Source organism: Brevibacterium sp. CT2-23B (assembly GCF_013168765.1).
Taxonomy (GTDB): Bacteria; Actinomycetota; Actinomycetes; order Actinomycetales; family Brevibacteriaceae; genus Brevibacterium; species Brevibacterium sediminis.
Window position 1 is genome coordinate 289,793 of the sequence record NZ_JABBYK010000001.1, and the last position, 23,042, is coordinate 312,834.

Genomic DNA, 23,042 nt, shown 5'->3' on the forward strand with positions numbered 1-23,042 from the left:
CGTCGTACCATGAGCCACGATCATGTGACCCCACAGCCCGGAGAGTCCGCACCCTTCCATTTCAACGACCGCTGGACCACCGACGCCGGAATCGAATCGGTGTGGGCGGTTCTGGAACAGGTCGACGAGTGGCCTGGGTGGTGGCCGGGACTGACAGCAGCCGAAAGGGTCGGGGCTGCACAGGCTGACGTTGATGCCGCCGATCTGCCGGTGACCCCAGGCAGCCGAGCCCGCCTTCTGGTCCACGCACCGGTCGGGTGGTCTCTGCGGTTCTCCATCGAAGTCGAGGAGGTCGATGCACCCCATCACATCCGGTTCCGGGCGAGTGGTGATCTGCGCGGCGAAGGCCGATGGACTCTGACCGCCACCGAGGGGGTGACGACAATCGATTCTCTGTGGTGTGTGACGACGAGCAGAACGATCATCAGTGCGATGCGACCGCTGTCCGGACTCATGCATGGGGCAGTGATGAGAGCCGGCGAACGGGGACTGCGATCACGACTGGCCGACCGGCCCGGCTCCTGAGCGAACCGGTACCCAGGTCCTCGAATCTGCCGGTCGCTGGTCTCTCTGGTCTGCCGAGGCGCGAGCGGCGGCCTCCCACGCCTCGATGCCCCCGGCAAGCGAGCGCAGACGTACTCCGGTCGGGACCGATCGGGACAGAATCTGGGCGGCCTCGGCCGATCGGGCCCCGGACTTGCAGTGGAAGACGATATCGACCGGTGCCTCAGCCCGGCCGGAGGCACCGAGCAACGACTCAAGCGCCTGCCACCCGCCGTCTCGGAGGGCGCCGAGCGGCAGATGCATCGAGCCGGGGATGGCCGCCAGCTCACGTTCCCAGTCCTCCCGCACATCGACGACGAACACATCGTCTTCGACGGACAGGAATTCGGCGACGTCGATCTCATCCGCCGCAGGCTCTGCCACGCCGCCGCCGTCTAGGTCCACAGCACAGGCGGCAGCCACCTCGGTGAGGTCGGTGACCGGGGGACGGTCGGGATCGAGGGAGAACCGCAGGGTCGAGTACTCCCCGGTCAGCGCCTCATAGCGCAGCAGCCGACCGATGAATGGGGCACCGATGCCGCAGATGAGCTTGATCGCCTCGGTTGCCATCGCCGAGCCCACGGTTCCGCACAGCACACCGAGGACTCCGCCCTCGGCGCAGTTGGGCACCGAATCGGGTTCCGGGATATCCGGGAACAGATCGCGCAGCATCGGCCCGTGACCGGGAACGAACGTGCTCACCTGACCGGCGAAGCGGAAGATCGTGCCCCACACCAACGGGGTGCCGGTGAGTTCGGCGGCATCATTGGATAAGTACCGAGTGGCGAAGTTGTCCGCCCCGTCAACGACGACATCGTGTTCAGCGAAGAGACCGAGCACATTCTCCGGGCTCAGCCGTTCCGCGATCGTGCGCACCTCGAAGTTCGGATCGAGCCGGTGCACGGCATCGGCGGCAGATGAGACCTTCGGTCGGCCCACATCCGCATTCCGGTGGATGATCTGGCGCTGCAGGTTCGAGGCCTCCACCACGTCATCGTCGATGATCGTGATCGACCCGACTCCTGCGGCCGCGAGATAGTTGAGGACTGGAGCCCCGAGCCCGCCGGCGCCGATGACCAGCACCGAGGCGGCCCGCAGACGCCGTTGTCCCTCGAGTCCGAATCCCGGCAGGCTCAGGTGCCGGGAGTAGCGTTCCAGCTCCGTCCGGGACAGAGACTCCACGGGGTCGACGAGAGGAGGCAGCGACGGAGGAGTGGCGGCAACGGTGGTCATCGTGCTGCGACCATTCCATCGAACGGCGATGATGCCAATGCCAACGGTCGTTTGGGAATCCTCCCGGCTCCGGCCGCCAGATGCCCGGCCTCGACGGCCAAAGCCATCGCCCGGGCCATGGCGTGAGCATCGTGGGCGCGGGTGACCGCCGAGGCCAGCAGCACCGCGGTGCACCCGAGCTCCATCGCCAGAGCGGCATCGGAGGCGGTGCCGACACCGGCGTCGAGGATGACGGGCACCTGTGCACGGGAGACGATGGTCTCGATGTTGTGAGGGTTGAGGATGCCCAGCCCACTGCCGATCGGAGCACCGGCCGGCATCACCACAGCCACGCCAGCGTCCTCCAGACGCTTCGCCAGGGCCGGATCGTCGTTCGTGTAGGCGAAGACCGTGAACCCATCGAGGACGAGCTCCTCGGCTGCGGCGAAGAGCTCGATGGGATCCGGCAGCAGGGTGTCCTCATCCGCGATGACCTCGAGCTTCACCCAATTCGTCTCCAGCGCCTCTCGGGCCAGTCGGGCGGTGAGCACGGCATCCCGGGCCGTATAGCAGCCGGCGGTGTTCGGCAGCACCCGAATACCCAGACGCTGGAGCATTGTGAACACTGAGTCGCGGGACTCGGCATCGAAACGGCGCATCGCCACAGTGGTCAGCTCGGTTCCCGAAGCCACGAGTGCGTCTTCGAGAATGCTCAGGGAACTCGCCCCTCCCGTGCCCATCACGAGGCGAGACGACATCTCCACATCATCGATCGTCCAGGTCATCTCAACCTCCCTGCACAGCGGTGACGATGTCGACGGTGTGCCCGTCGGCCAGGGTGTAGTCGGACCAGGCACCGCGACGGATGACTTCACCGTCGACGGCCAGGGCGATGCCCAGGCGGCCGCCGTCGGCTGGTGTCCCATCGGGGTTCAGTTCCCGTCCGGTGACGTCGGCGATGAGGTCGAGCGCCGAGGTGGCACCCGGCAGCTCATGGCGAGCGCCGTTGAGGACGATGGTCGGTGAGTGTTCGTGGTCGGTCATGCGTTGCTCCTCATCGGGTAGGCACTGGTGTGGTCTGTGGTGAAGCGGTGTGGGGACACGGACTCGAGCGTCCCGTCAGGAGGCCAGTCGGAGGCGACGCCCAGGGCGAGCTCGGCACCGAGCCTGCCGCCGAACGGGGCCAAGAGGATGCCGTGGCGGAAATACCCGGTGCTCACGATGCAGCCGGGATCGATGCGGCCGATCATCGGCAGGTCGTCCGGAGAACCGGGCCGGGCACGGGTGGTGATATCGGTGATCTCCGCGTCGAGGATGCCCGGGACCAGTCGCTGCCCGTCGGCGAGCAGCCGGTGAATCGTCCCGGCCGGAGTGCCGGAGAGTCCGTCCTCACGCGAACTGGCACCGAGCACGATCTCGCCGTCCGGGCGAGGAACCAGGTAGACGGGGCGACCATTGACCAGCCCGCGGATGGTGCGGCTCAGCAGCGGAGTCGCCTTCGCGGAGGCGCGCAGTCGCAGAACATCACCCCAGACCTCACGCAGAGGCAGCTGCGGGGCACCGACGATCGCGGACACAGCGCTGCCGGCGCAGATGATCACCTGATCGGCCTCCAACCGGCGGCCATCGCCCAGTGCGACTCCCACAGTCGTATCGCCGTCCTTGATCAGGCTGGCCGCCCGCTGGCGAATGAAGCCTCCTGAGTGAGAGGACAGGACAGTCAGCAATGCGGCAGTGAGCCGACGGGGGTCGATCGAGTGATCGCCTGGAATGTGGACTGCCCCGGCGACGGCAGGCGACAACGACGGCTCAACCCGGCGGGCAGCACTGCCGGTGATGAGCTCGGTGGCGAAACCGGACCGCGATTGTGCATCGCGCAGCTCCCGCAGAGCCTGCAGATCAGCTCGGTCACCGGCGCACACCAATGTTCCGGCATCCGAAAAACCGAGATCGCTGCCAGCGGCGCTCGCCACCTCGGCGGAGAACTGAGGATACATCTGCGCGGAGGCTCGCATCAGCGGGTACAGGGGAGTCTGCCCCCAGACCACCTCGGCGGCGGGAGCGAGCATCCCTGCGGCAGCATGGCTCGCACCCTGAGCGGGCGCAGGATCGATGATGGTGACTTCGGTACCGAGGCGGCGCAGATACCAGGCCGTGGACAGGCCGATGATCCCGGCGCCGACGACAATGACTCTCACAGCTTCTCCCTCCGGCGGCATGATCCGCATCAGGTCTGACGGTCGGCTCCTACGCCCTCTCAGCCTCGTTGGGAGGCTCCCGCGAACTCCTCTACTCTATGACCATGACCACACAGATGCCACCGCGCACCGCAGCGCGGCAGACGAAGAGAGCCTGGAGAGAGGCGCGACTGGCAGAGGCGAAGCTCTACCTGTGCACCGATGCCCGGACCGGTCAGGGCGACCTCGCCGAGTTCCTCGACGCCGCCTACCGTGGAGGTGTCGACATCATCCAACTGAGGGACAAGAGCCTCGAGGCCCGCGCCGAGATCGCGGCATTGGAGGTCCTCAAAGATATCGCCACCCGTCACGACAAGCTCTTCTCAGTCAATGACCGTGCCGACGTTGCGCTGCTGACCGACGCCGACGTCTTCCACGTCGGTCAAGGCGACCTCACCAGTGCTCAGGCCAGGGCTGTGCTCGGACCCGATGTCATCCTCGGCCGCTCGACCCATTCCCTCGAGCAGGCGCTCGCCGCCGAGGCGGACCCGGAGACCGACTATTTCTGTGTCGGGCCGGTCTGGGAGACCCCGACGAAGCCAGGCCGCGCCTCTGTGGGGACGGCGCTGCTGACCGCCACCGCCGCCGAGGCGGCCAAACCGTGGTTCGCGATCGGCGGTATCGCGACCGGGGAGAGGCTGGACGCGATCCGTCAGGCGGGCGCGAGGCGTGCCGTCGTCGTCCGTGCGATAGCCTCGGCTGAGGATCCCGCTGCGGCCGCGCGGGAGCTCAAGGAGGAGTTGGAATGACCCAAGCAGCTGACAGCGCATCCGACGGAATGGGTGCTGGCGCCGACCTGTCGATTCTCATCGCCGGGGCGGGGGCGACCGGCGGAGCGTTCGGCACCTATCTGCAGGAGGCCGGACGCAATGTCACTTTCCTGCTCCGGCAGGCACGGGCGGAGACGGTCCGCGCGGAGGGGCTGCGCTTCACTGCACCCGGTGATGATCGGACGAATCAGGTCGATGTCATCACCGCTGAGGAACTCACAGCCGCACCACGAACCTTCGACCTCGTCATCGTCGCGGTCAAAGCGGGTGGACTCGACTCGGTCATCGCCGATATCGGACCGGCTGTGGGCGAGCAGACGACGATCATTCCGTTCCTCAACGGCATGGCTCAGATCGAGAAGCTGCAGAGCAGATACCCCGGACAGGTGCTCGGAGGGTTCGTCAAGATCGTCGGCACCATCAGGGACGGAGCCGTCGTCCAGCTCACCGACCTGGCCGTGATGACCATCGGAGATCTCCACGGCGCCGAAGTGCCCACACGCATCTCCGAGGCGCTCGATGTGCCCGGATTCAAACTCCAGACCGTCGATGGAATCATCGACGGGCTGTGGGAGAAATGGATCTTCATCGCCGCGGCAGGAGTCGTCACCTGCCTGTTCCGCGCCCCGGTCGGAGCGATCATGGAAGCCGGCGGCAGATCGCACGTGTATGCCATCGTCGATGAGCTCGAAGCCGTGGCGGCTGCGGCAGGACACCCGGTGTCGGAAGCCTCCCACGCCATGACTATCAAGATGCTCACCGAGGACGGTTCCGCCTTCACCTCATCCCTCTACCGGGATGTGACGGCAGGGCTGCCGAGCGAAACGGAGCACATCCTCGGCGACCTGTCGATCAAGGCGGAGGATCTGGGAGTGGCGACTCCGCTGCTCGACCTCACACTTGTGCAGCTGCGGGCAGGGGAAGCCCAGAAGCGGCTCTGACTTCGGCAATGCCGGTGCGCAGCATCGCCAGATACGGCTCCTGCGGCTGAGCGTGTTCGACGTCGGACGAACGATGCGCGGCGGTGAACGTGACCATCGGGACACCGTCGACATCATCGAGGACGAGCAGCGTCTCGTACCCGCCCGGACCCAGAGAGTGGGAGCTGCCGGCTGCCAGATCGAAGACGAGGCGTTCCAGTGGACTGTCCGGTTCGGGCGGTCGGTGCATCTCCTGTGCCGCCACATCGGCGAACTGTTCGGCAGTGATGAGGTAGGCCTTGGCGGGGGTCGGTCCGGGGAGGAAATGATCGTAGAAGGCCATGCCGCCGCCCCACACCTTGGACTCGCCGGCGAAATAGATCGTTCCGGGCAGTTCGATCCCGGCTTCTGCGCGGGGCAGTGTTGCGTCCCTGGCACCTGGATAGGTGACCATCGCCCCGGGCGGTCGCCCGCCCTGCAGATAGCAGGCGAGCCGATCGCGAGCCATGTTCGACCCGTAGCTGACGTACCACACATATGTTTGAGACATCCCTGCCATCGTGACATCTCGGGCTTGGAATTCGGTGAATCGGTGACGTGCGCGTCCTCTGCGGCGCCGGCGTAATCGGCGGACGAGTTCGGCGCTGCCGGTGATGGCCAGGGCGATGCCGATGCCCACGGCGACTCCGAGCAGCGGCCGGTCCTCGAAGATCATTCCCCCGATGAGTCCGATCACCGTCGAATAGAGCGCCCAAGCGAGACTGCCGATCCCGTCCCAGAGCAGGAAAGTGCGGATCGGGAACCCGAGCAGACCGGAGCCGATGGTGGCCAGGCTGCGGCCCCCGGGAACGAATCGGCCGGCGATGAGCACGGTCCCGCCTCGGTGAGAGAAGACCGTGTGGGCGGAGTCGAGCAGGTTCGCGATGCTCGCCCACTGTCGCCATCGGCCGACCCCGGTCGCAGCGAATCGGCCGACGAGGTGAGCCGCCAGGTCCCCGAGGAGAGCCCCTCCGGCAGCGGCGAGGACGAGTCCTGCCGGGTGAGGGTGCCCCGTCGCGGCGAAGGTCGCAGCGGTGATGAGCAGAGTCTCCGACGGCACAATCGGCACGAGCGAGTCCAGTGCCGCGGCCACGGCGATGAGCAGGTACACCCACGGAGAGGTGAGGGTGGCGGTGAGCAGCTCGAGTGCGAGATCCATACTCATCCACGCTAGGCACAAGACGGCAGGGCCGGTACGCGGTCGGGCGCACGGTCAGTGCGGCCGACCGGCAGGTGCCATTGCGGAAAACCGGAATCCGAGACTGCGGCCGAACCTCTGGGAGGCGGCGTCAGGCGTTGCTACGATCGACTCATGCCCTGGCCGAGCGCGCTGTCCACCCGCCTTCCTCCGGAAGTACGGATGTTCACCGCGCGGTGGGCGCGGTCCGTACTCGCCGTCGCGTGGGGCGGTCTGCTGTGTCTGCCGCTGCTCATGGCCTCCGTGCTTCCGCCCACCTCACGCATGGCCGCGAAGGTGCGGAGCTGGGAACTCGCTCGGCATTCTCGCGGGTTCGGACTCGTCCTCGCCGACGAGCCGACCAAACGTCGGTTCCTGCTCGGCAACGGCTTGGTCGCAGCACTCGCCATCATTCCCACCGCGAACCTCCTCGGCGGATTCTTCGTCGTGACTCTCGGATCGCTCTTCCAAGGATTCTTCATCGGGGGAGCGGTCAACATCGGGTTCGACATGTGGTCGATCTCGCAACCCACGCTCTTCGTCGGTGTCCTCTACGGGGCGGCGAACCTCATCGGCGCCGTCGCTCTGGCCGAGGCGGCAAGCTGGGCGCATGGTCGCATCGACGCTCATTTCGTCGAGGTGGAGCGTCCCTTCGCCGTGTACACCCGCATCAGCGAGCTGCTGACGACCCGCCGTGGAGTCGTGCTCGCCATCGACGAGGAACGACGCCGGATCGAACGGGACCTGCACGACGGCGTGCAGCAGAATGTCGTCTCCCTGTCCGTGCTCATCGCCCGAGCCAGGCGTGCCTCTGACCCGGCGAAGTCCCAAGCGCTGCTCGACGATGCGCTGGTCCAGTCCCAGGACCTCATCGACGAGATGCGGGAAGTCGCCTGGCGGGTCTATCCCACTGCGCTGGACGACCATGGTCTTCGAACCGTGCTCGAGAGGATCGCCGGTCGCAGTCCTATTCCGCTGACCCTCGTGACCGTGCCGGAAGGCAGATTTCCGCCCGCAGTGGAATCTGCCGCCTACTTCGTCGTCCGTGAAGCCGTCACGAATGTCGTCAAACACGCCGAGGCGTCCGCGATCACGGTGAGTATCGTCGCCGAGCCCCGGACCGCGTTGACCGTGACCGTCTCCGATGACGGTGTCGGTGGAGCCGATCCGCGCGGGGGAGGGCTCCAAGGGCTCACACGGCGGGTCGGAGCGCTCGACGGGAGTCTCGAGGTCGACTCCCTTGAGGGCGCAGGCACCACAGTTCGAACTCGGATCCCGTTCGGGACCGACGCACAGGACGGCAGCACGACGAAGGAGAAGAGACAGAAGTGAACACGACAGAGGTCCAGACAGAGAACCGGATGCGCGTCGTCCTCGCCGATGACGCGGTGTTGCTGCGAGAGGGCGTCCGCAGTCTGCTCGAAGACGAAGGGATCAGCGTCGTCGCGTCCGTCGGAGACGGAGGGGAGCTGCTGCGGGCGGTCGCCGAGCTGCGCCCGACCCTGGCGATCGTCGATGTGCGGATGCCTCCGACTCACACCACCGAAGGACTCGAAGCGGCGTTGGCGATCAAACGTCGCTTCCCGGATATCGGAGTCCTCGTCCTCAGCCAGTATGTGCTGAGGGAGTATGCGACGGAGCTGCTGAGCACCGAATCGGTGGGCGTCGGCTACCTCCTGAAGAACCGGGTGACCGACATCGACCGGTTCCTCGAGTCCGTACAGCGGATCGCAGAGGGAGGAACGGTCATCGACCCCGACGTCGTCCGGCAGCTGCTCACCACCTCGGAAAGGCAGAATACGTTGTCGACGCTGACTCCACGTGAGAGCGAAGTGCTCGAGGCGATGGCCGAAGGACTGTCGAACCGGGGAATCGGCGAACGGCTCTTCGTCTCGGTCAGTTCCGTCGAAAAGGCGATCAGCTCCATCTTCGATAAACTCGGCCTCCAGGCAGGGGAGACCACGAGCCGCCGTGTCGCGGCAGTGCTCGCCTACCTCAACCGAGAACGAGGAGAGAGATGAAGCGCCGACTGCCCGATCTGAGTGAGCTCGCCCCCTTGCTGCAGTTCGACCTGCCCCGACTCGACCGGGTCGCAGCCAGATTGGAGTCGGCCGCAGACATCTGGGACCTCCGCCGCATCGCCAAGCGCGTGACGCCGACCGCGCCGTTCGACTATGTCGACGGTGCCGCTCTGGACGAGCGGACCTTGGCGAAGAACCGTGAGGCGCTCGGCAACGTTGAGCTCCTTCCGCGCATCCTCCACGGAGTCGATGCGCCGGATACGTCGACGACGATCGCCGGTGCCCGAACCCGGCTGCCCTTCGGCATCGCCCCGACCGGCTACACCCGCATGATGCACTCCGAAGGCGAGGTCGCCGGAGTGCGTGCGGCGACGAAGGCCGGAATCCCGTTCTCACTGTCGACGATGGGCACGACCTCGGTCGAAGACGTCGCGCAGGCGGCGCCGGATTCCACCCGGTGGTTCCAGCTCTACCTGTGGAAGGATCGGCAGCGCAGCCTCGATCTGATCCAGCGGGCCGCCGCCAGCGGTTACGAGACCCTGCTGGTCACCGTCGACACTCCGATCACCGGTCAGCGTCTGCGCGATCACCGCAACGGTCTGACGATCCCGCCCCGACTGACGCTGGGAACCATCCTCGACGCCTCCTATCGACCTGGCTGGTGGTTCAACTTCCTCACCACCGAACCGCCGAAATACGCGTCGCTGTCGAACACCTCCCAGTCCCTCGCGGAGATGACGAAGACGATGTTCGACCCGACCCTCGACCTCGATGACCTGCGGTGGATCCGCGAACAGTGGAACGGACGCCTGTTCGTCAAGGGAATTCTCACCGCCGAGGATGCCCGCCGCGCTCAGTCGATCGGAGCCGATGGACTCGTCGTCTCCAATCACGGCGGCCGGCAGCTTGATCGGGCTCCGGACTCGCTGACCTCACTGGCCGAAGTCCGTGCGGAGGTCGGACCGGAGATGGAGCTGATCTTCGATTCCGGGATCATGTCCGGCACCGATGTCGTCGCCGCACTGTGCGCCGGAGCCGACTTCGTGCTCATCGGCCGGGCGTACCTGTACGGGCTCATGGCCGGAGGCCAGCGCGGAGTCGAGCGGGCAATCGAGCTCATCGGACAGGAGATCCTCACCGCCATGGGACTCATGGGTGCCCGGAGCATCTCTGATTTGGGTCCCGAGCTCGTCCGCGGGCTGCCTCAGGCACCGGCCGCTGACGGGGAGTTGCGGACCGACGCTGTGTGAGCCTCGGCCCGACGAAGGAGACCACGCATGATCATCGCGGCAACGGTCAACGAGCAGCTGAAGCACGTGGACTCGGACGAGCCGCGCATTCTCATCGTCGGAGCCGGAATCGCCGGGATCACCCTGGCGCAGCTGCTCCGGGGTCGCGGGATGCACCCGACCCTCATCGATCGGTCGGCCGATTCCGGTCGGATGATCGGTGACAATCGTGCCGGATATATGCTCGCCCTCATGCCTATGGTCGATCCCATCATCGAAGAACTCGAGTGCCGGGAAGCCTACCTCGAAGCCAGCGTCGGCATCGATCGCTATATCGCCCATGCACACACCGGGAAAGTCCTCCGACAGGACCACCTCGGTGATCTTCTGGCCGACTTCGGCGACTATCGCGGGATCTCCCGCTCAGCGCTGCTCGACGTGCTCACCGGCAGCGACTGCCCGATCGCCTTCGGCACCACAGTGACCGGTCTGTCCGGCGACGGCGCCACTGTGACTCTGGCCCAGGCGAGCGTCGGCCGACAGCGCTTTGGAGAGCAGGAACAGAGCCGTGGCCACGAAGAAGTGCTCGAATTCGATGCCGTCGTCATCGCAGACGGAATGAATTCCCACACCCGTCGGCTCGTGACCAGAGAACTCGCCGCGATCGCCACCAGCGACTCCGGCGGTACCGCCGTTGCCGGCTCGGGCACGCCTTCGCCGGTGTCGACAGTGGACACGACATGGGGCGGATGGGTCTGCTGGGCCGAGACGGATGACGATCAGGGCGCCGTCGATGAGATCTGGGGCGATGGATTCTTCCTCGGCATGTATCCGGTCAAGGGCGACGTCGGAGTCTTTCTCGGCTGTCCCGACACCCGTCAGCCGCTCGGCCCCCGACGTTTTGCAGCCGAAGTCCGCAGTCGACTCACGATGCTGACTCCGCGGATCGACGCCTGCCTCACCGCAGTCGAAGAGGCCGAAGCGCCGTTCTTCTGGCCGCTGAGAGATTCGCGGGCGCACAGGTGGAGGCATGGTCGCGCCGTTCTGGTCGGCGATGCCGCCGCCGGGTTCCTTCCCACCGCCGGAATCGGCGCCGGAATGGCGATGGAATCGGCCGGAGTGCTCGCCGACGAACTCTCCGCCCTGTCGACCGGGCCCGGTGCAGTCTCAAACGGGGGCGGGCCAGCCGCCCCCTCAGGTACTCGCAGGCCGGCCGCACCTTCCTCGATGGTCGCCGCACTCGAACGCTTCGAGGCCCGCCAGCGGCCGCGAGTCGAGGCCGCTCATGACAACTCGCGGTCCCTGGCGCGACTGATGTTCGGCAGATCCCGCCTCTTCGCCTTCGGCCGCGACCAGGCGTTCCGCTTCATCAGCATCCGCACCGCGCTCAAGCCGATACTGCATCTGCTCGAATCCCCGCCGAAGAGGGTGTGACCCTCCTCCCACCCTGCATCTTCGTCGGCCGTGGATGCCTCCGTTTGTGGTAGGAATGGCCAGGGTCCTCGTGCGCGGACCTGCCGAACCACGAACGAGGATGACCATGGGAATGCCAGCCGCCTCGGCGAACGAAGAACGCCGACTCCGACGGGGACTGAAGTCCCGCCACCTGCAGATGATCGCCATCGGCGGTGCCATCGGCACCGGGCTCTTCCTCGGCTCCGGCGGCACGATCTCACAAGCCGGCCCCGGCGGCGCCCTGCTGGCCTATGCCGCGATCGGCATCATGGTCCTCTTCGTCATGCAGTCCCTCGGCGAGATGTCGACCCACCTGCCCGTGGCCGGATCGTTCCACACCTACGGGACCAAATACGTCAGTCCCTCGTTCGGATTCGCCATGGGCTGGAACTACTGGTTCAACTGGGCGATCACCCTGGCTGCCGAACTCGTCGCCGCGGGCGTCATCATGTCCTTCTGGTTCCCCGACGTGCCCTCGTGGATCTGGGCGGCGGTCTTCCTCATCCTGCTGGCCGGGCTGAACTTCCTGTCGGCGAAGGCCTTCGGCGAAGGTGAATTCTGGTTCGCCGCCATCAAGGTCACGGCCGTGCTGGCGTTCCTCGTCCTCGGTGTGCTCATGATCGCCGGCATCCTCGGCGGGACTGCACCCGGGGTGAGCAATTGGACGACGGGAGAAGCTCCTTTCGTCGGCGGCTGGATGTCCATCATCAGCGTCTTCATGATCGCCGGATTCTCATTCCAGGGCACCGAGCTCGTCGGCGTCACCGCGGGGGAGTCGGAGAACCCGCGCAAGGACATGCCGCGCGCCATCCGCACCGTGTTCTGGCGCATCATGCTCTTCTACATCGGCGCCATCGCCGTCATCGGCTTCCTCCTGCCCTACACCGACCCCTCGCTGCTGGCCTCGGCGAACAATGAGGACATCACGGCCTCACCGTTCACTCTCGTCTTCGAACGCGCCGGAATCGCAGTGGCCGCCGGAATGATGAATGCCGTCATCCTCACCGCAATCCTCTCCGCCGGCAACTCCGGCCTCTACGCCTCCACCCGCATGCTCTACGCCATGGCGAAAGAGGGAACCGCGCCGAGGCTGTTCGCCCGACTCAACGAACGCGGAGTCCCCGTCATGGCGCTGCTGGCCACCGCCATGATCGGACTGTTCGGATTCCTCACCGAGATCATGGGTGACGGTGGAGCCTATACCTGGCTGATGAATGTCTCCGGACTCTCCGGCTTCATCGTCTGGGTCGGCATCGCCTGGTGCCACTTCCGGTTCCGCCGCGCCTATGTGCGGCAGGGGCGCGCTGTAGCGGACCTGCCGTACCGGGCGCCGCTGTTCCCGATCGGCCCGGTCATCGCGCTCATCATGCTCATCGTCGTCATCATCGGGCAAAACGTGCAGGCGATCGTCAACGGGCAGCTGCTCCAGGTCGCCAGCGCCTATGCAGGGCTTCCTGCGTTCCTGCTTCTGTGGGTCATCCACCGCATCGTCACGGGCCGCCGCTCACGCATGGTCGCCCTCGATGACATGGACGTCGAAGGGCTCGAGATCAAGGCTCCCTGATCCCTTGGTCGATTCCTCGCCGAGGCGGCCGTGCGGTCGGATTCGAACCGCCGGAGAAATGGGTTAAGCTAGGCTCGCCTAACTACTCAAGAAGGATTCCATGCGCCGTATTCTCGCCCCAGTGATTGCCTCCGTTCTCGTCCTCGCCGGCTGCGGCGGAGGAGCAGATTCAGCCGACGAGGCCTCGGGGCCCACCGTCGACACGAAGTTCGGCGCCGTCGAGGTGCCCGCCGACCCGCAGAAGGTCGTGGCGCTGGGATGGGGCGATGCCGAGACCGCTCTGGTGCTCGGAGTCCAGCCCGTCGGCGCCTCTGACTGGGTCGAGTTCGGCGGCAAGGGCGTCGGCCCCTGGGCCGAAGATCTCTACGACGAAGCTCCGGAGATCATCGCGACGATGGAACCCGACTACGAGGCCATTGCCGCACTTGAGCCCGACGTCATCCTCGATACGAACAGCTCCGGAGAGAAGGAGCGCTACGACCGCCTCTCTGAGATCGCTCCCACGGTCGGAGTGCCGGAAGGCGGCGACAACTACCTGACGACGATGGACCAGCAGGTCGACCTCGTCTCCCAGGCGCTCGGCAAGGAAGACGACGGGAAGAAGCTGCTCGACGACCTCGACGAGACCTACGCCGATGCGCGCGAAGCCCATCCGGAGTTCAAGGACAAGTCCGTGACCGTGGCAGCGAAGACCTCCGAGGGATGGGGTGCCTACGTCGAGGAATCAGGTCGCGTGCAGGTCATGGAGCAGCTCGGCTTCAAGCAGTCCGAGACGATCGCCGGAATGAAGGCGGACGGCTTCTCCGTGCCGATCTCCGAGGAGAACCTCGATCAGCTCGACGCGGACCTGCTCCTGACGTTCCCGATCTACATCGAGGACAAGGATGTCACCGAGGATGCTGCCTACAAGCGCATTCCTGCCGTCAAGGACGGGCACGACCTCGTTCTGACCAACGACAATGACGACATTCGCAAGGCTTTCTCACTCAACTCGATCCTCTCGGCCAAGTACACCGCAGAGGAGCTTCCGGGACTCATCGCCGACAAGGTGAAGTAACCGACTGACGAGCGCTGCTGCGCGCCCATGCGCAGAACTCACACTGCGGCACGCCACGCATCCAGGCCGAGGTCGATGATGCGGGCGTGCCGCACATCTTGAAGTGAATCGATCGGCAGCCATTCCGCCCGATCCGTCGTCCCATCGACCTCGAGCGTGCCCAAGGTGCCGCCGGTGATCCGCGCCTCGTAGACGACGCGTACGCCTTTGAAAGGACGATCCGTCGAATCGCTGAAGATCGGATTGCGACGTGCTTCCGTGAAGGAATGAGTGGTCAGCGGGCGGACGACCTCAGCGTCGAACCCGGTCTCCTCTTTGATCTCACGGACCGTGCCGGCTTCGATGCTCTCGTCGAACTCGATTCCGCCTCCGGGCAGCGTCCAGATCGCGTGCAGGCGGTCCTTTCCGCCGTTGAACCAGCTGAGGAGGATTTCGTCGTCGTCATTGACGATGACCGCATAACCGGCAAGTCGGGTGTCATATTCGGAGAAGTGCATGACCTCACCCTACCCGCGTCAGCAGTGACCGCCGGGTGAGAAACTCAACAGGGCTGCTGATATGCAGAACGGCACGGGCTAGGCTGGGATCGTGACCACCATCAACAGCACTCGAATCGGCGAGTCCGGGCGCCTGGTCGTCTTCCTCCACGGCCTGTTCGGCCGAGGCAAGAACTTCACCCGCATCGCCAAGGACATCGAGCCCGAATTCTCCAGTCTCCTCGTCGACCTGCCCAACCACGGTGAATCCGAATGGACAGAGACCTTCGACTATGTCGAGCTCGCCGATGCCGTGGCGGCCCATATCGCCGAGGCGGTCGATCCCGGCGATCAGCCAGTGCACCTGGTCGGACATTCCCTGGGTGGAAAGGTCGCCATGGTGCTCGCACTGCGCCACCCCGAACTCATCGACCGCCTCGTCGTCGTCGACATCGGACCCAACGCCGGCGGGTCCACCGGAGTCTTCGACCATCTGCTCTCCAGTCTCGCCTCCCTCGACCTCGACCGGATCGAATCGCGTACCGACGCGGATGAGGCGCTTCGGGACCCGATACCCGAGGCTGCGATCAGGGGATTCCTGCTGCAGAACCTGCGCCCCACCTCGGCGGGGTATTCCTGGCAGCCCAACCTCGCGTTGCTGCATTCGAGCCTCGACATCATCGGAGGCTTCCCGGACATGGGCGGTGCCGTCTTCGACCATCGGGTCCTCTGGGTCGCCGGTGAGAAATCGGACTATGTCGACCGTGACGACCTGCCGCAGATGCGCAGTCTGTTCCCCCGCACCACCCTTCTCACGGTCAAAGGCTCGGGGCATTGGGTGCATTCGGAGAAACCGCGTGAGTTCGTCTCAGCGCTGTCGGCATTCCTCAGCCGCCCCTGAAAGGGAATATGCTGAACGCGCTCGACGTTGCCACAGCGAGCACAATTGGACTCAAACCCTCAGGAGGAATGCGTGAGCACTTCGATCCCGGCCGATCCCGCAGAGAAGTTCGCCGAATACTCGGACGGAACCCGACTGGTCAGCACCGATTGGGTGGCTGAGCATGCAGGCGATCCCGGACTCGTCATCGTCGAAAGCGACGAAGACGTGCTGCTCTACGAGACGGGGCATATTCCCGGAGCGGTCAAGGTCGATTGGCACACGGAACTCAACGACCCGGTCACCCGTGACTACGTCGACGGCGAAGGATTCGCCGCACTCATGTCCGCCAAGGGCATCTCCCGCGATGACACCATCGTCGTCTACGGCGACAAGTCCAACTGGTGGGCCGCCTACGCGCTGTGGGTCTTCACTCTCTTCGGCCACGAAGACGTCCGCCTCATGGACGGCGGTCGCGCGAAATGGCAGGCCGAGGGCCGCGAGATGACCACGGACAAGCCGCAGCCCGTACCCTCCGAATACCCCGTCGTCGAACGTGACGATTCGGTCATCCGCGCCTTCCTTCCCGAGGTTCGAGACAGCCTCGGCGACCTGCCGCTCATCGATGTGCGCAGCCCGGAGGAATACACCGGCGAACGCACCCACATGCCCGCCTACCCGGAGGAAGGGGCACTGCGCGGCGGCCATATCCCCGGCGCGAAGTCGATGCCCTGGGGCAAGGCGGCCAACGAAGACGGCACCTTCAAGTCCGCCGCCGAACTCAAGGAGCTCTACACCGAGCAGGCAGGGCTGGGCGCCAGCAACGAGGTCATCGCTTACTGCCGGATCGGCGAACGCTCCAGCCACACCTGGTTCGTCCTCAAGCACCTCCTCGGATATGAGAACGTGCGCAACTACGACGGCTCCTGGACCGAGTGGGGCAATGTCGTCGGCGTGCCGATCGTCACCGGAGCGGAGCCGGGAGAGGTGCCCGGACGCTGATGAGCGAGACGACGACGCCTAAGACCGACGATCTGCCGGAGGCGCTGGCGGAGATCGTCACGGACTTCGCCGAAACCCCGTCCGACGACCGTCTCCAGGTGCTGCTGGAGTTCGCGACGGACCTTCCCGACCTGCCGGAGAAGTACACGGACCACCCGGAGCTGCTCGAGCCGGTACCCGAATGCCAGTCGCCGATCTTCCTCGTCACCGAGGTGGCCGACCCCGAGGCGGGGGAGCGGGCGGAAGTGCGCCTGCACTTCTCCGCGCCCCCGGAGGCGCCGACCACGCGGGGTTTCGCCGGGATCCTGCACGAAGGGCTCGACGGAGCCACCGCCGAGGCGATCCTGTCGGTTCCAGCCGACCTGCCCCTGCGGCTGTCGATGTCGGAGATCGTCAGCCCGCTGAGGCTGCGCGGAATGAGCGGAATGCTCTCGCGGATCCAGCGGCAGGTGTCCGAGAGGATCGGCAAGATCACAGCCGAGTGAGACCTCTCTCGCTTGGCTGAGGTGGTCCGGTGAGTTACAGTGTGGTTAGCCTGCCCTTAGTCACCTGACCGCCACCTCACTCAAAGGACCACCTCGATGACCGGTTCCGCCACCTCTGCCGAGGCGAAACCGCATACCGACACCAGTCATCCGACCGGTGGGAGCCTGCGGATCAGAAGAGTACTGGGACTGGTCGCAGCGATCATTGCGCTCATCGTCGTGATCGCAGCCTCCTTGGCGATCGGCGCCAGGGACATGCCGATCTCGGAGGTCCTCCGAGCCTTCTTCGCGCCCACCGGCAGCGACGATCAGCTCGTCGTCCTCGAACTGCGCCTGCCGCGGACCGTGCTCGGCATCCTCGTCGGCATGGGATTGGGCCTGGCCGGCGGTCTCATCCAAGCCCTGACGCGCAACCCCCTGGCCGATCCGGGCATCCTCGGCGTCAACGCGGGTGCGTCCCTGGCGATCACGATCGGCGTCGCATTCTTCGGGATCTCCTCGATCACCGGTTACATCTGGTTCGCGTTCGCCGGCGCCCTCGTCGCCACTGTCGGCGTCTATGTCATCGGGTCCGCGGGCCGCAGCCGCACGGTCGATCCGATCCGCCTGACTCTGGCCGGAGTCGCCGTCGCCGCTGTGCTCACCGGACTGACCAAAGCCATCCTGCTGACCAACGAACGCGCCTTCGACGCCTTCCGATCCTGGGACGTCGGCGCGATCGCCGGCCGCGATTTCGATACGATCACCGCGATCCTGCCGTTCATGGTCATCGGCACCGTGCTCGCACTGGCACTGTCCCACTCACTCAACGCCGTGGCCCTCGGCGACGATCTGGCCGCCAGTCTCGGCACCTCGGTCAACCGCACCCGAGTGCTCTCCATCCTCGCGGTGACCCTCCTTGCCGGAGCGGCTACGGCCGCCGCCGGACCGATCGGATTCATCGGCCTGATGATTCCGCACATCGCCCGTTGGATCGTCGGTCCCGACCAGCGCTGGATCCTCGGCTACTCACTCGTCCTGTCTCCCATTCTGCTCCTGGCCTCGGACGTCATCGGCAGAGTCGTGATGAAACCCGGCGAACTCCAAGTCGGAGTCGTCACCGCGTTCGTCGGTGCTCCGGTGCTCATCGCCCTTGTCCGTCGAAAGAAGGCGAGCGGCCTGTGAAGACCACCAACCTCGCGGTGCCCGACCGCAGCCTCACCGCGCACCCGCATGCACTGCCGGGGGAGAAAGTCGACTTCGGCCGGCCCATGCTGCGAGTCTTCGGATTCCGCATCGACCTGCGGGTTGTCATCACCGCCGGAATCATCACGCTGATCGCGCTGGCCTGCGGCTTCGCCGGTCTCATGCTCGGCAAGTTCTCGCTGACTCCGACCGAGGTGTTCCAGGGCCTGTTCGGGGCCGCTGAGAAGCGCATCGTCAATACCGTCGTCGGGGAGTGGCGGGCACCGCGCATCATCGCCGGCATCGTCCTCGGCGCCGGACTCGGAGTCTCCGGAGCCGTCTTCCAATCGCTGACACGCAATCCTCTCGGCTCCCCGGACATCATCGGCTTCTCCACCGGTGCCTACACCGGCGGCATCGTCACGATCATCGTCTTCGGCACGAGCTTCGTCTCCACCGCGGCGGGCGCGATCATCGGCGGACTCCTGACCGCCGTGGTCGTCTACCTGCTCACCTGGAAAGGCGGGGTCCAGGGCTTCCGGCTCATCATCGTGGGTATCGCACTGACGGCGATGCTCAACGCCTTCAACACCTGGCTGATCATGCGCGCCGATCTCGAGCTCGCCATGGCCGCTGCCACATGGGGTGCCGGAACCCTGAATGGAATGGGCTGGTCGACGATCGCACCGGCGGCTGTGGCCACCATCGTCCTCGGTCTGGCCTGCGGACTCTTCTCCCGAGATCTCGGCACTCTGGAACTCGGTGACGATACGGCGAAAGCGCTGGGCGTACGCAACGAGCCCATCCGTGCCGTTCTCATCGTCATCGCCGTCGCCCTCGTCGCCGTGGTCACGGCCGCGGCCGGTCCGATTGCCTTCGTCGCCTTGGCCGCACCGCAGATCGGGCGGCGGATCGCGCGGGCGCAAGGCACCAGCCTGCTGACCTCCGCGGCTGTCGGAGCACTGCTCCTCGTCGCCGCCGACCTCATCGCCCAACATGCGTTCGGCGATATCCAACTGCCCGTCGGCGTCATCACCGTGAGCATCGGCGGCATCTACCTCATCTGGCTCCTCATCCAAGAAGCTCGGAAGGCATCATGAGCATTCCCAACCCCGCAGGCGCAGCCTCCCCGCTGATCGCCGAGAACCTCGACCTGGCCTATGACCAGCGCCAGATCGTCAGCGATCTCGACGTGAGCATTCCCGACGGTAAGTTCTCGATCATCGTCGGCCCCAATGCCTGCGGCAAATCAACTCTGCTGCGTGCTCTCGCGCGACTGCTGCCGCCGGCGAAGGGCACTGTGCTTCTCGATGGGAACAACATCGAGAAGATGAAGACGAAGAAGATCGCCCAGCGGTTGGGTCTTCTCCCGCAGTCGTCCATCGCCCCGGACGGGATCACGGTCGCCGAGCTCGTCTCCCGCGGGCGGCACCCGCATCAGTCGTTCCTGCGCCAGTGGACCGACGCCGATGAAGCAGCTGTGCTGTCGGCGCTGCTGGCGACGAACACCGAAGAGCTGTCCTCACGGCTCGTCGACGAGCTCTCCGGCGGTCAGCGTCAGCGCGTCTGGGTGGCCATGGTGCTCGCTCAGGAGACTTCCCTCCTGCTGCTCGACGAACCGACGACCTTTCTCGACGTCGCCTATCAGATCGAGCTGCTCGACCTGTTCTCGCAGCTCAATCACGAATACGGGCACACGCTGGTCGCCGTCCTCCACGACCTCAACCAAGCCTGCCGCTACGCCGACGAGATCATCGCCATGAAGAACGGTTCGATCGTCGCTCAGGGGGCTCCGGAGACGATCATCACCTCGGAACTCGTCAACGAGGTCTTCGGCATCGACTGCACAGTCATCGACGATCCGGTCACGGGTGCGCCGATGATCGTGGCGGGAGCACCGAAGAAGACATTCGCTCAGCGCTGAGCGCACGTATCCCGGAAATGAGAACCCTAATGACAAGGACCGCTCTCGGAGTCATCTCGGTGCTGGCGGCCTCGACGCTGCTGCTGGCAGGATGCGGCGGAACCGATGAGGCGGCGGACAACGCCGACTCGGTCACGGTCGACACTCTCAAGGGGGAGGTCGAAGTCCCGGCTGGTGCGAAGAACGTCGTCGTCCTCAATTCGCCTGCCGCTGACGCGGCTGCGGGAATGGGCGTGACACCGGTCGCCGTTGCATCCACGAAAGACCAGATCATGCCGTGGCAGAAGGGCGTCACCGACGATGTCGCGGACGATTCGCTCATCAACGCCGAATATGCGCCGAACCTCGAGAAGATCGCGGAATACGAACCGGATGTCATCTTCGCAGCACCCTGGAATATCGCCGACGACTCCACCTACGAGCAGCTCTCCGACATCGCTCCGGTGATCATTCCGGACACGGAGTCGGCGAATCCCGACTGGGATGAGATGACCGAACAGGTCGGCGAAGCTCTGGGGAAGTCTGATGAGGCAGAGAAACTGATCGACACGACGAAAGACAAGCTCGAAGCCGTCGGTGCCGACCTCGGGGTCGACGGGAAGTCATATCAGCTGATCTCGCCGCGGGCCGAAGGGATCTATTTCGGTAACGCCGCACCGCTGGAACTCTTCGGCCTCAAACCCGGGCAGCACCAGACGCCTGAAGAGATCAACAAGTTCACTCTCTCGGCCGAGAACCTCGACGAGCTCGACGCAGACTACCTTTTCGTGTGGGCCATGGACGACGACGGGAAGAAGCAGGTCGTTGACAATCCGAGCTATGACTCGCTGCCGTCGGTGAAGAACGGCACCGCAGCCTTCATCGACGCCGAATTCGCGACCGCCGTCAATGCCGCCAGCCCGGCCAGCCTCGACTGGCTGGTGACCGACAGCGGCATCGAGGACATGCTCAAAAAGTAGGCGACCGGGCCAGCCCTTCTCTCACCGGCCCAACTCAACTCACGGAGCCCGGAACCCGAGCGACAAGGGACGCCGCCGCAGCTCAGGCGGTAGCAGTGTCCTTCTTGCCGTCCTTCTTCACGAGCGCTTTGACTCCGAAGATCACGCCGACGACGATGCCTCCCCAGATCGCACCGAGGATGAGGGAGAAGAACGTGTTGACCAGCCAACCCAGGAAGGCGCCGATGACCGCGATCGCAGCGACCGGCTCTTCGAGGTGGTGGACAAAGCCGTAGAGGGCGTGGAAGCCGAGCTCATCGGTGCCGACGAGGATGATGTGTCCTCCGACCCACAGCATGGCGAAGGTGCCCACGACAGAGAGCAGAGCGAGCAGCTTCGGCATCGCTCCGACGAGGAACCGACCGAACTTCTGCTGCCCGGGTGAGTCCTTCTTCGCCATATGCAGACCGATGTCATCCATCTTCACAATGAGTGCGACGACACCGTAGACGCCGACGGTGATCGCAACGCCGACGACGGCGAGGATGACGGCACGGCTGGTCAGGGATTCGGCGGCCACCTCGTTGAGGGCGATGACCATGATCTCGCAGCTGAGGACGAAATCGGTGGTGATGGCCGATCGCACGACCTTCTTCTCTGCCGCCTTGCCATCGGTCGACTGTTCGGCGGCCGGGGTGTCCTTCTCGTGGTGGGCGATCCAGCCGAGCTTCTCGAAGACCTTCTCGGCACCCTCATAGCAGAGGTAGGTGCCGCCGATCATGAGCAGCGGAGTGAGGAGCCAGGGCAGAAACTGGCTGAGCAGGAGAATGATCGGGAGGATGATGACGAGCTTGTTGAACAGGGAGCCCAAAGCGATGCGCTGGATGATCGGAAGCTCGCGTTTGGGGTCCACTCCTTCGACGAACTTCGGCGTCACCGCGGCATCGTCGATGACGACCCCAGCCGCCTTCGCACCGGCTCGTGACGCACCTGCGGCGACATCGTCGAGGCTGGCAGCCGAGAGTTTGACGAGTGCGGCCACATCGTCGAGGAGTGCGATCAGACCTCCGGCCATCTAACGACCGCCGAGCTTGTGAGTTGGGCCGTGCAGCTGACGATGAAGGTCGCCGAGGTGGTTCTCGGCAGCGTCGAAGAGGTGCAGACGGTCGCCGTCGGGTTCGACTCTCCTGGCTTTGGGAACCCAGGTGACCATTCCGGGAGCGGCTTTGAGCGTCATCATCGAGGACTTGATCATCAAACCCTCGGGCTCGGCCGACCATGAGGTCATAAGGTTGTTGGCGCCGTCGCTGCCGTGCAGTGAGCCGTCCTCGGTGAACTCGAGGAAGGCCCGCTCGTTCGTCTCGGCCGTCCAGCGGCCGATGAGTTCCTGTGTCATTTGTCGTCCTTTTCCAGTCCGCCGATGACTTTCCCGTTGCTGTCTTTGACCTTCATGACATCGCCTTCGATAGTCGCCGTTGAGGCTTTGCTCAGCCAGGTGTCGACGCCAGCGCAGGCTTTCTGGGTCGACATGAAGGAGTCGATGGTGATCTCGTCGCCTTTGACCTTCCAGCTCGTGACGATCGCGTTGCAGCCGTCAGAGCCTTCGAGCGAGCCGTCGTCAGAGAATTCGAGGAACGGGTCGCCCTTCTCCGGTGAGGTCCATTTACCGGTGGGATCGAGCTTGGAGGCGTCGTCGCTGGGAGACGTGGTTTCGCTGGACTCGGTGGGGGAGGGGGAGCTGGGGTTTCGGGGGTCGTTGCCGGTATCACAGGCTGCCAGCGGCAGAGTGAGAGCAAGGGCCGCGAGTCCGAGCGCGAGCCTCGAGGCGGGTCTTACGGAGGCCAGGGGGCGAAGCTTTGTGTGGTTCGGCATGCCCCTGATCATAACGGCACCGTTTTCGAGCGACCTGGAAGAACACAGGACAGCTTGTGTAGTCCGACTTCTGTAAG

At 65.2% G+C, this 23,042-nt stretch carries 25 protein-coding genes and 1 riboswitch; of the genes, 16 read left to right on the forward strand and 9 right to left on the reverse strand.

Features of this window, described 5'->3' with window-relative positions; all coding sequences use genetic code 11:
• Positions 1-9 precede the first annotated feature (9 nt).
• On the forward strand, positions 10-525 hold the full coding sequence (locus HIM68_RS01340) for an SRPBCC family protein (RefSeq protein ID WP_139466870.1): 516 nt from the start codon (positions 10-12) through the stop codon (positions 523-525).
• On the opposite strand, the gene moeB is transcribed toward HIM68_RS01340, so the two are convergent.
• The 4 genes from moeB to thiO all read right to left on the reverse strand — a co-directional run bounded on the left by moeB (position 496) and on the right by thiO (position 3,953).
• Entirely contained in the window at positions 496-1,776 is a 1,281-nt protein-coding gene (moeB, locus tag HIM68_RS01345) for a molybdopterin-synthase adenylyltransferase MoeB (RefSeq protein WP_139466871.1), read from the reverse strand. The two genes, HIM68_RS01340 and moeB, sit on opposite strands and share 30 nt — an antisense overlap.
• Positions 1,773-2,540, reverse strand: coding sequence for a thiazole synthase (locus tag HIM68_RS01350; RefSeq protein WP_139907529.1), 768 nt, complete (start codon positions 2,538-2,540; stop codon positions 1,773-1,775). Before HIM68_RS01350 ends, moeB begins: the two co-directional genes overlap by 4 nt.
• A gap of 1 nt (position 2,541) precedes the next feature.
• Positions 2,542-2,799 (reverse strand): sulfur carrier protein ThiS, encoded by a 258-nt coding sequence (gene thiS, locus HIM68_RS01355; protein ID WP_139907530.1) that lies wholly within the window; start codon positions 2,797-2,799, stop codon positions 2,542-2,544.
• Positions 2,796-3,953: a glycine oxidase ThiO gene (gene thiO / locus HIM68_RS01360; protein ID WP_172168991.1), complete on the reverse strand. Its 1,158-nt coding sequence runs from the start codon at positions 3,951-3,953 to the stop codon at positions 2,796-2,798. The genes thiS and thiO overlap by 4 nt, the downstream gene beginning before the upstream one ends.
• A riboswitch (TPP riboswitch) is annotated at positions 3,943-4,046 on the reverse strand. It overlaps the preceding gene by 11 nt.
• 11 nt (positions 4,047-4,057) lie before the next feature.
• On the opposite strand from thiO, the gene thiE reads away from it, so the two are divergent.
• Together thiE and HIM68_RS01370 are read left to right on the forward strand one after the other, a co-directional pair.
• Complete coding sequence (gene thiE / locus HIM68_RS01365) at positions 4,058-4,741, forward strand: thiamine phosphate synthase (RefSeq protein ID WP_253903683.1); 684 nt, start codon at positions 4,058-4,060, stop codon at positions 4,739-4,741.
• Positions 4,738-5,703, forward strand: a complete 966-nt coding sequence (locus HIM68_RS01370; protein WP_253903684.1) for a ketopantoate reductase family protein — start codon at positions 4,738-4,740, stop codon at positions 5,701-5,703. The genes thiE and HIM68_RS01370 overlap by 4 nt, the downstream gene beginning before the upstream one ends.
• On the opposite strand, the gene HIM68_RS01375 is transcribed toward HIM68_RS01370, so the two are convergent.
• Complete coding sequence (locus HIM68_RS01375) at positions 5,657-6,880, reverse strand: DedA family protein (RefSeq protein WP_172168997.1); 1,224 nt, start codon at positions 6,878-6,880, stop codon at positions 5,657-5,659. The two genes, HIM68_RS01370 and HIM68_RS01375, sit on opposite strands and share 47 nt — an antisense overlap.
• Before the next feature lie 153 nt (positions 6,881-7,033).
• On the opposite strand from HIM68_RS01375, the gene HIM68_RS01380 reads away from it, so the two are divergent.
• The 6 genes from HIM68_RS01380 (at position 7,034) to HIM68_RS01405 (ending at position 14,224) form a co-directional block, all read left to right on the forward strand.
• Positions 7,034-8,230 carry a sensor histidine kinase gene (locus HIM68_RS01380; RefSeq protein WP_172169000.1) on the forward strand — a complete coding sequence of 399 codons (1,197 nt, stop codon included), beginning with the start codon at positions 7,034-7,036 and terminating at the stop codon, positions 8,228-8,230.
• Positions 8,231-8,259: 29 nt separating this feature from the next.
• Positions 8,260-8,919, forward strand: coding sequence for a response regulator transcription factor (locus tag HIM68_RS01385; protein ID WP_139467405.1), 660 nt, complete (start codon positions 8,260-8,262; stop codon positions 8,917-8,919).
• A complete protein-coding gene (locus tag HIM68_RS01390) occupies positions 8,916-10,169 on the forward strand; it encodes an alpha-hydroxy acid oxidase (protein ID WP_172169003.1) in 1,254 nt (417 codons plus the stop codon). Before HIM68_RS01385 ends, HIM68_RS01390 begins: the two co-directional genes overlap by 4 nt.
• Positions 10,170-10,196: 27 nt before the next feature.
• On the forward strand, positions 10,197-11,582 hold the full coding sequence (locus tag HIM68_RS01395) for an NAD(P)/FAD-dependent oxidoreductase (protein ID WP_172169006.1): 1,386 nt from the start codon (positions 10,197-10,199) through the stop codon (positions 11,580-11,582).
• Between the two features lie 106 nt (positions 11,583-11,688).
• Positions 11,689-13,167, forward strand: a complete 1,479-nt coding sequence (locus tag HIM68_RS01400; RefSeq protein WP_301539170.1) for an amino acid permease — start codon at positions 11,689-11,691, stop codon at positions 13,165-13,167.
• 100 nt (positions 13,168-13,267) lie between these two features.
• Positions 13,268-14,224 carry an iron-siderophore ABC transporter substrate-binding protein gene (locus HIM68_RS01405; RefSeq protein WP_172169008.1) on the forward strand — a complete coding sequence of 319 codons (957 nt, stop codon included), beginning with the start codon at positions 13,268-13,270 and terminating at the stop codon, positions 14,222-14,224.
• Between the two features lie 38 nt (positions 14,225-14,262).
• Here HIM68_RS01405 and HIM68_RS01410 read toward each other — a convergent pair whose 3' ends face one another.
• Positions 14,263-14,721 (reverse strand): NUDIX hydrolase, encoded by a 459-nt coding sequence (locus HIM68_RS01410; RefSeq protein ID WP_172169011.1) that lies wholly within the window; start codon positions 14,719-14,721, stop codon positions 14,263-14,265.
• A gap of 91 nt (positions 14,722-14,812) precedes the next feature.
• Between HIM68_RS01410 and HIM68_RS01415 the strand changes: the two genes are divergently transcribed.
• The 7 genes from HIM68_RS01415 to HIM68_RS01445 all read left to right on the forward strand — a co-directional run bounded on the left by HIM68_RS01415 (position 14,813) and on the right by HIM68_RS01445 (position 21,114).
• Complete coding sequence (locus HIM68_RS01415) at positions 14,813-15,601, forward strand: alpha/beta fold hydrolase (protein ID WP_172169014.1); 789 nt, start codon at positions 14,813-14,815, stop codon at positions 15,599-15,601.
• A gap of 72 nt (positions 15,602-15,673) precedes the next feature.
• Entirely contained in the window at positions 15,674-16,582 is a 909-nt protein-coding gene (locus HIM68_RS01420; protein WP_172169017.1) for a rhodanese-like domain-containing protein, read from the forward strand.
• Complete coding sequence (locus HIM68_RS01425; RefSeq protein WP_172169020.1) at positions 16,582-17,067, forward strand: SufE family protein; 486 nt, start codon at positions 16,582-16,584, stop codon at positions 17,065-17,067. The genes HIM68_RS01420 and HIM68_RS01425 overlap by 1 nt, the downstream gene beginning before the upstream one ends.
• Before the next feature lie 96 nt (positions 17,068-17,163).
• Positions 17,164-18,231, forward strand: a complete 1,068-nt coding sequence (locus HIM68_RS01430; protein ID WP_139466886.1) for an iron chelate uptake ABC transporter family permease subunit — start codon at positions 17,164-17,166, stop codon at positions 18,229-18,231.
• On the forward strand, positions 18,228-19,331 hold the full coding sequence (locus HIM68_RS01435; RefSeq protein ID WP_367647410.1) for a FecCD family ABC transporter permease: 1,104 nt from the start codon (positions 18,228-18,230) through the stop codon (positions 19,329-19,331). The genes HIM68_RS01430 and HIM68_RS01435 overlap by 4 nt, the downstream gene beginning before the upstream one ends.
• Positions 19,328-20,155 (forward strand): ABC transporter ATP-binding protein, encoded by an 828-nt coding sequence (locus HIM68_RS01440; RefSeq protein ID WP_172169023.1) that lies wholly within the window; start codon positions 19,328-19,330, stop codon positions 20,153-20,155. The genes HIM68_RS01435 and HIM68_RS01440 overlap by 4 nt, the downstream gene beginning before the upstream one ends.
• A gap of 29 nt (positions 20,156-20,184) precedes the next feature.
• Entirely contained in the window at positions 20,185-21,114 is a 930-nt protein-coding gene (locus HIM68_RS01445; RefSeq protein WP_172169026.1) for an ABC transporter substrate-binding protein, read from the forward strand.
• 82 nt (positions 21,115-21,196) lie between these two features.
• On the opposite strand, the gene HIM68_RS01450 is transcribed toward HIM68_RS01445, so the two are convergent.
• The 3 genes from HIM68_RS01450 to HIM68_RS01460 are packed head-to-tail and all read right to left on the reverse strand — an operon-like array spanning position 21,197 to position 22,965.
• Entirely contained in the window at positions 21,197-22,168 is a 972-nt protein-coding gene (locus tag HIM68_RS01450) for a DUF808 domain-containing protein (RefSeq protein WP_139466889.1), read from the reverse strand.
• Positions 22,169-22,489, reverse strand: coding sequence for an META domain-containing protein (locus HIM68_RS01455; protein WP_172169029.1), 321 nt, complete (start codon positions 22,487-22,489; stop codon positions 22,169-22,171).
• Positions 22,486-22,965, reverse strand: a complete 480-nt coding sequence (locus HIM68_RS01460) for an META domain-containing protein (RefSeq protein ID WP_172169032.1) — start codon at positions 22,963-22,965, stop codon at positions 22,486-22,488. Before HIM68_RS01460 ends, HIM68_RS01455 begins: the two co-directional genes overlap by 4 nt.
• Positions 22,966-23,042: the final 77 nt, after the last annotated feature.

Coding starts and splice junctions, on each gene's coding strand:
- HIM68_RS01340 (WP_139466870.1), top strand. CDS start 10: ATGAGCCACGATCATGTGACCCCACAGCCCGGAGAGTCCGCACCCTTC.
- moeB (WP_139466871.1), bottom strand. CDS start 1,776: ATGACCACCGTTGCCGCCACTCCTCCGTCGCTGCCTCCTCTCGTCGAC.
- HIM68_RS01350 (WP_139907529.1), bottom strand. CDS start 2,540: ATGACCTGGACGATCGATGATGTGGAGATGTCGTCTCGCCTCGTGATG.
- thiS (WP_139907530.1), bottom strand. CDS start 2,799: ATGACCGACCACGAACACTCACCGACCATCGTCCTCAACGGCGCTCGC.
- thiE (WP_253903683.1), top strand. CDS start 4,058: ATGACCACACAGATGCCACCGCGCACCGCAGCGCGGCAGACGAAGAGA.
- HIM68_RS01370 (WP_253903684.1), top strand. CDS start 4,738: ATGACCCAAGCAGCTGACAGCGCATCCGACGGAATGGGTGCTGGCGCC.
- HIM68_RS01375 (WP_172168997.1), bottom strand. CDS start 6,880: ATGGATCTCGCACTCGAGCTGCTCACCGCCACCCTCACCTCTCCGTGG.
- HIM68_RS01380 (WP_172169000.1), top strand. CDS start 7,034: ATGCCCTGGCCGAGCGCGCTGTCCACCCGCCTTCCTCCGGAAGTACGG.
- HIM68_RS01385 (WP_139467405.1), top strand. CDS start 8,260: ATGCGCGTCGTCCTCGCCGATGACGCGGTGTTGCTGCGAGAGGGCGTC.
- HIM68_RS01390 (WP_172169003.1), top strand. CDS start 8,916: ATGAAGCGCCGACTGCCCGATCTGAGTGAGCTCGCCCCCTTGCTGCAG.
- HIM68_RS01395 (WP_172169006.1), top strand. CDS start 10,197: ATGATCATCGCGGCAACGGTCAACGAGCAGCTGAAGCACGTGGACTCG.
- HIM68_RS01400 (WP_301539170.1), top strand. CDS start 11,689: ATGGGAATGCCAGCCGCCTCGGCGAACGAAGAACGCCGACTCCGACGG.
- HIM68_RS01405 (WP_172169008.1), top strand. CDS start 13,268: ATGCGCCGTATTCTCGCCCCAGTGATTGCCTCCGTTCTCGTCCTCGCC.
- HIM68_RS01410 (WP_172169011.1), bottom strand. CDS start 14,721: ATGCACTTCTCCGAATATGACACCCGACTTGCCGGTTATGCGGTCATC.
- HIM68_RS01425 (WP_172169020.1), top strand. CDS start 16,582: ATGAGCGAGACGACGACGCCTAAGACCGACGATCTGCCGGAGGCGCTG.
- HIM68_RS01430 (WP_139466886.1), top strand. CDS start 17,164: ATGACCGGTTCCGCCACCTCTGCCGAGGCGAAACCGCATACCGACACC.
- HIM68_RS01440 (WP_172169023.1), top strand. CDS start 19,328: ATGAGCATTCCCAACCCCGCAGGCGCAGCCTCCCCGCTGATCGCCGAG.
- HIM68_RS01445 (WP_172169026.1), top strand. CDS start 20,185: ATGACAAGGACCGCTCTCGGAGTCATCTCGGTGCTGGCGGCCTCGACG.
- HIM68_RS01450 (WP_139466889.1), bottom strand. CDS start 22,168: ATGGCCGGAGGTCTGATCGCACTCCTCGACGATGTGGCCGCACTCGTC.
- HIM68_RS01455 (WP_172169029.1), bottom strand. CDS start 22,489: ATGACACAGGAACTCATCGGCCGCTGGACGGCCGAGACGAACGAGCGG.
- HIM68_RS01460 (WP_172169032.1), bottom strand. CDS start 22,965: ATGCCGAACCACACAAAGCTTCGCCCCCTGGCCTCCGTAAGACCCGCC.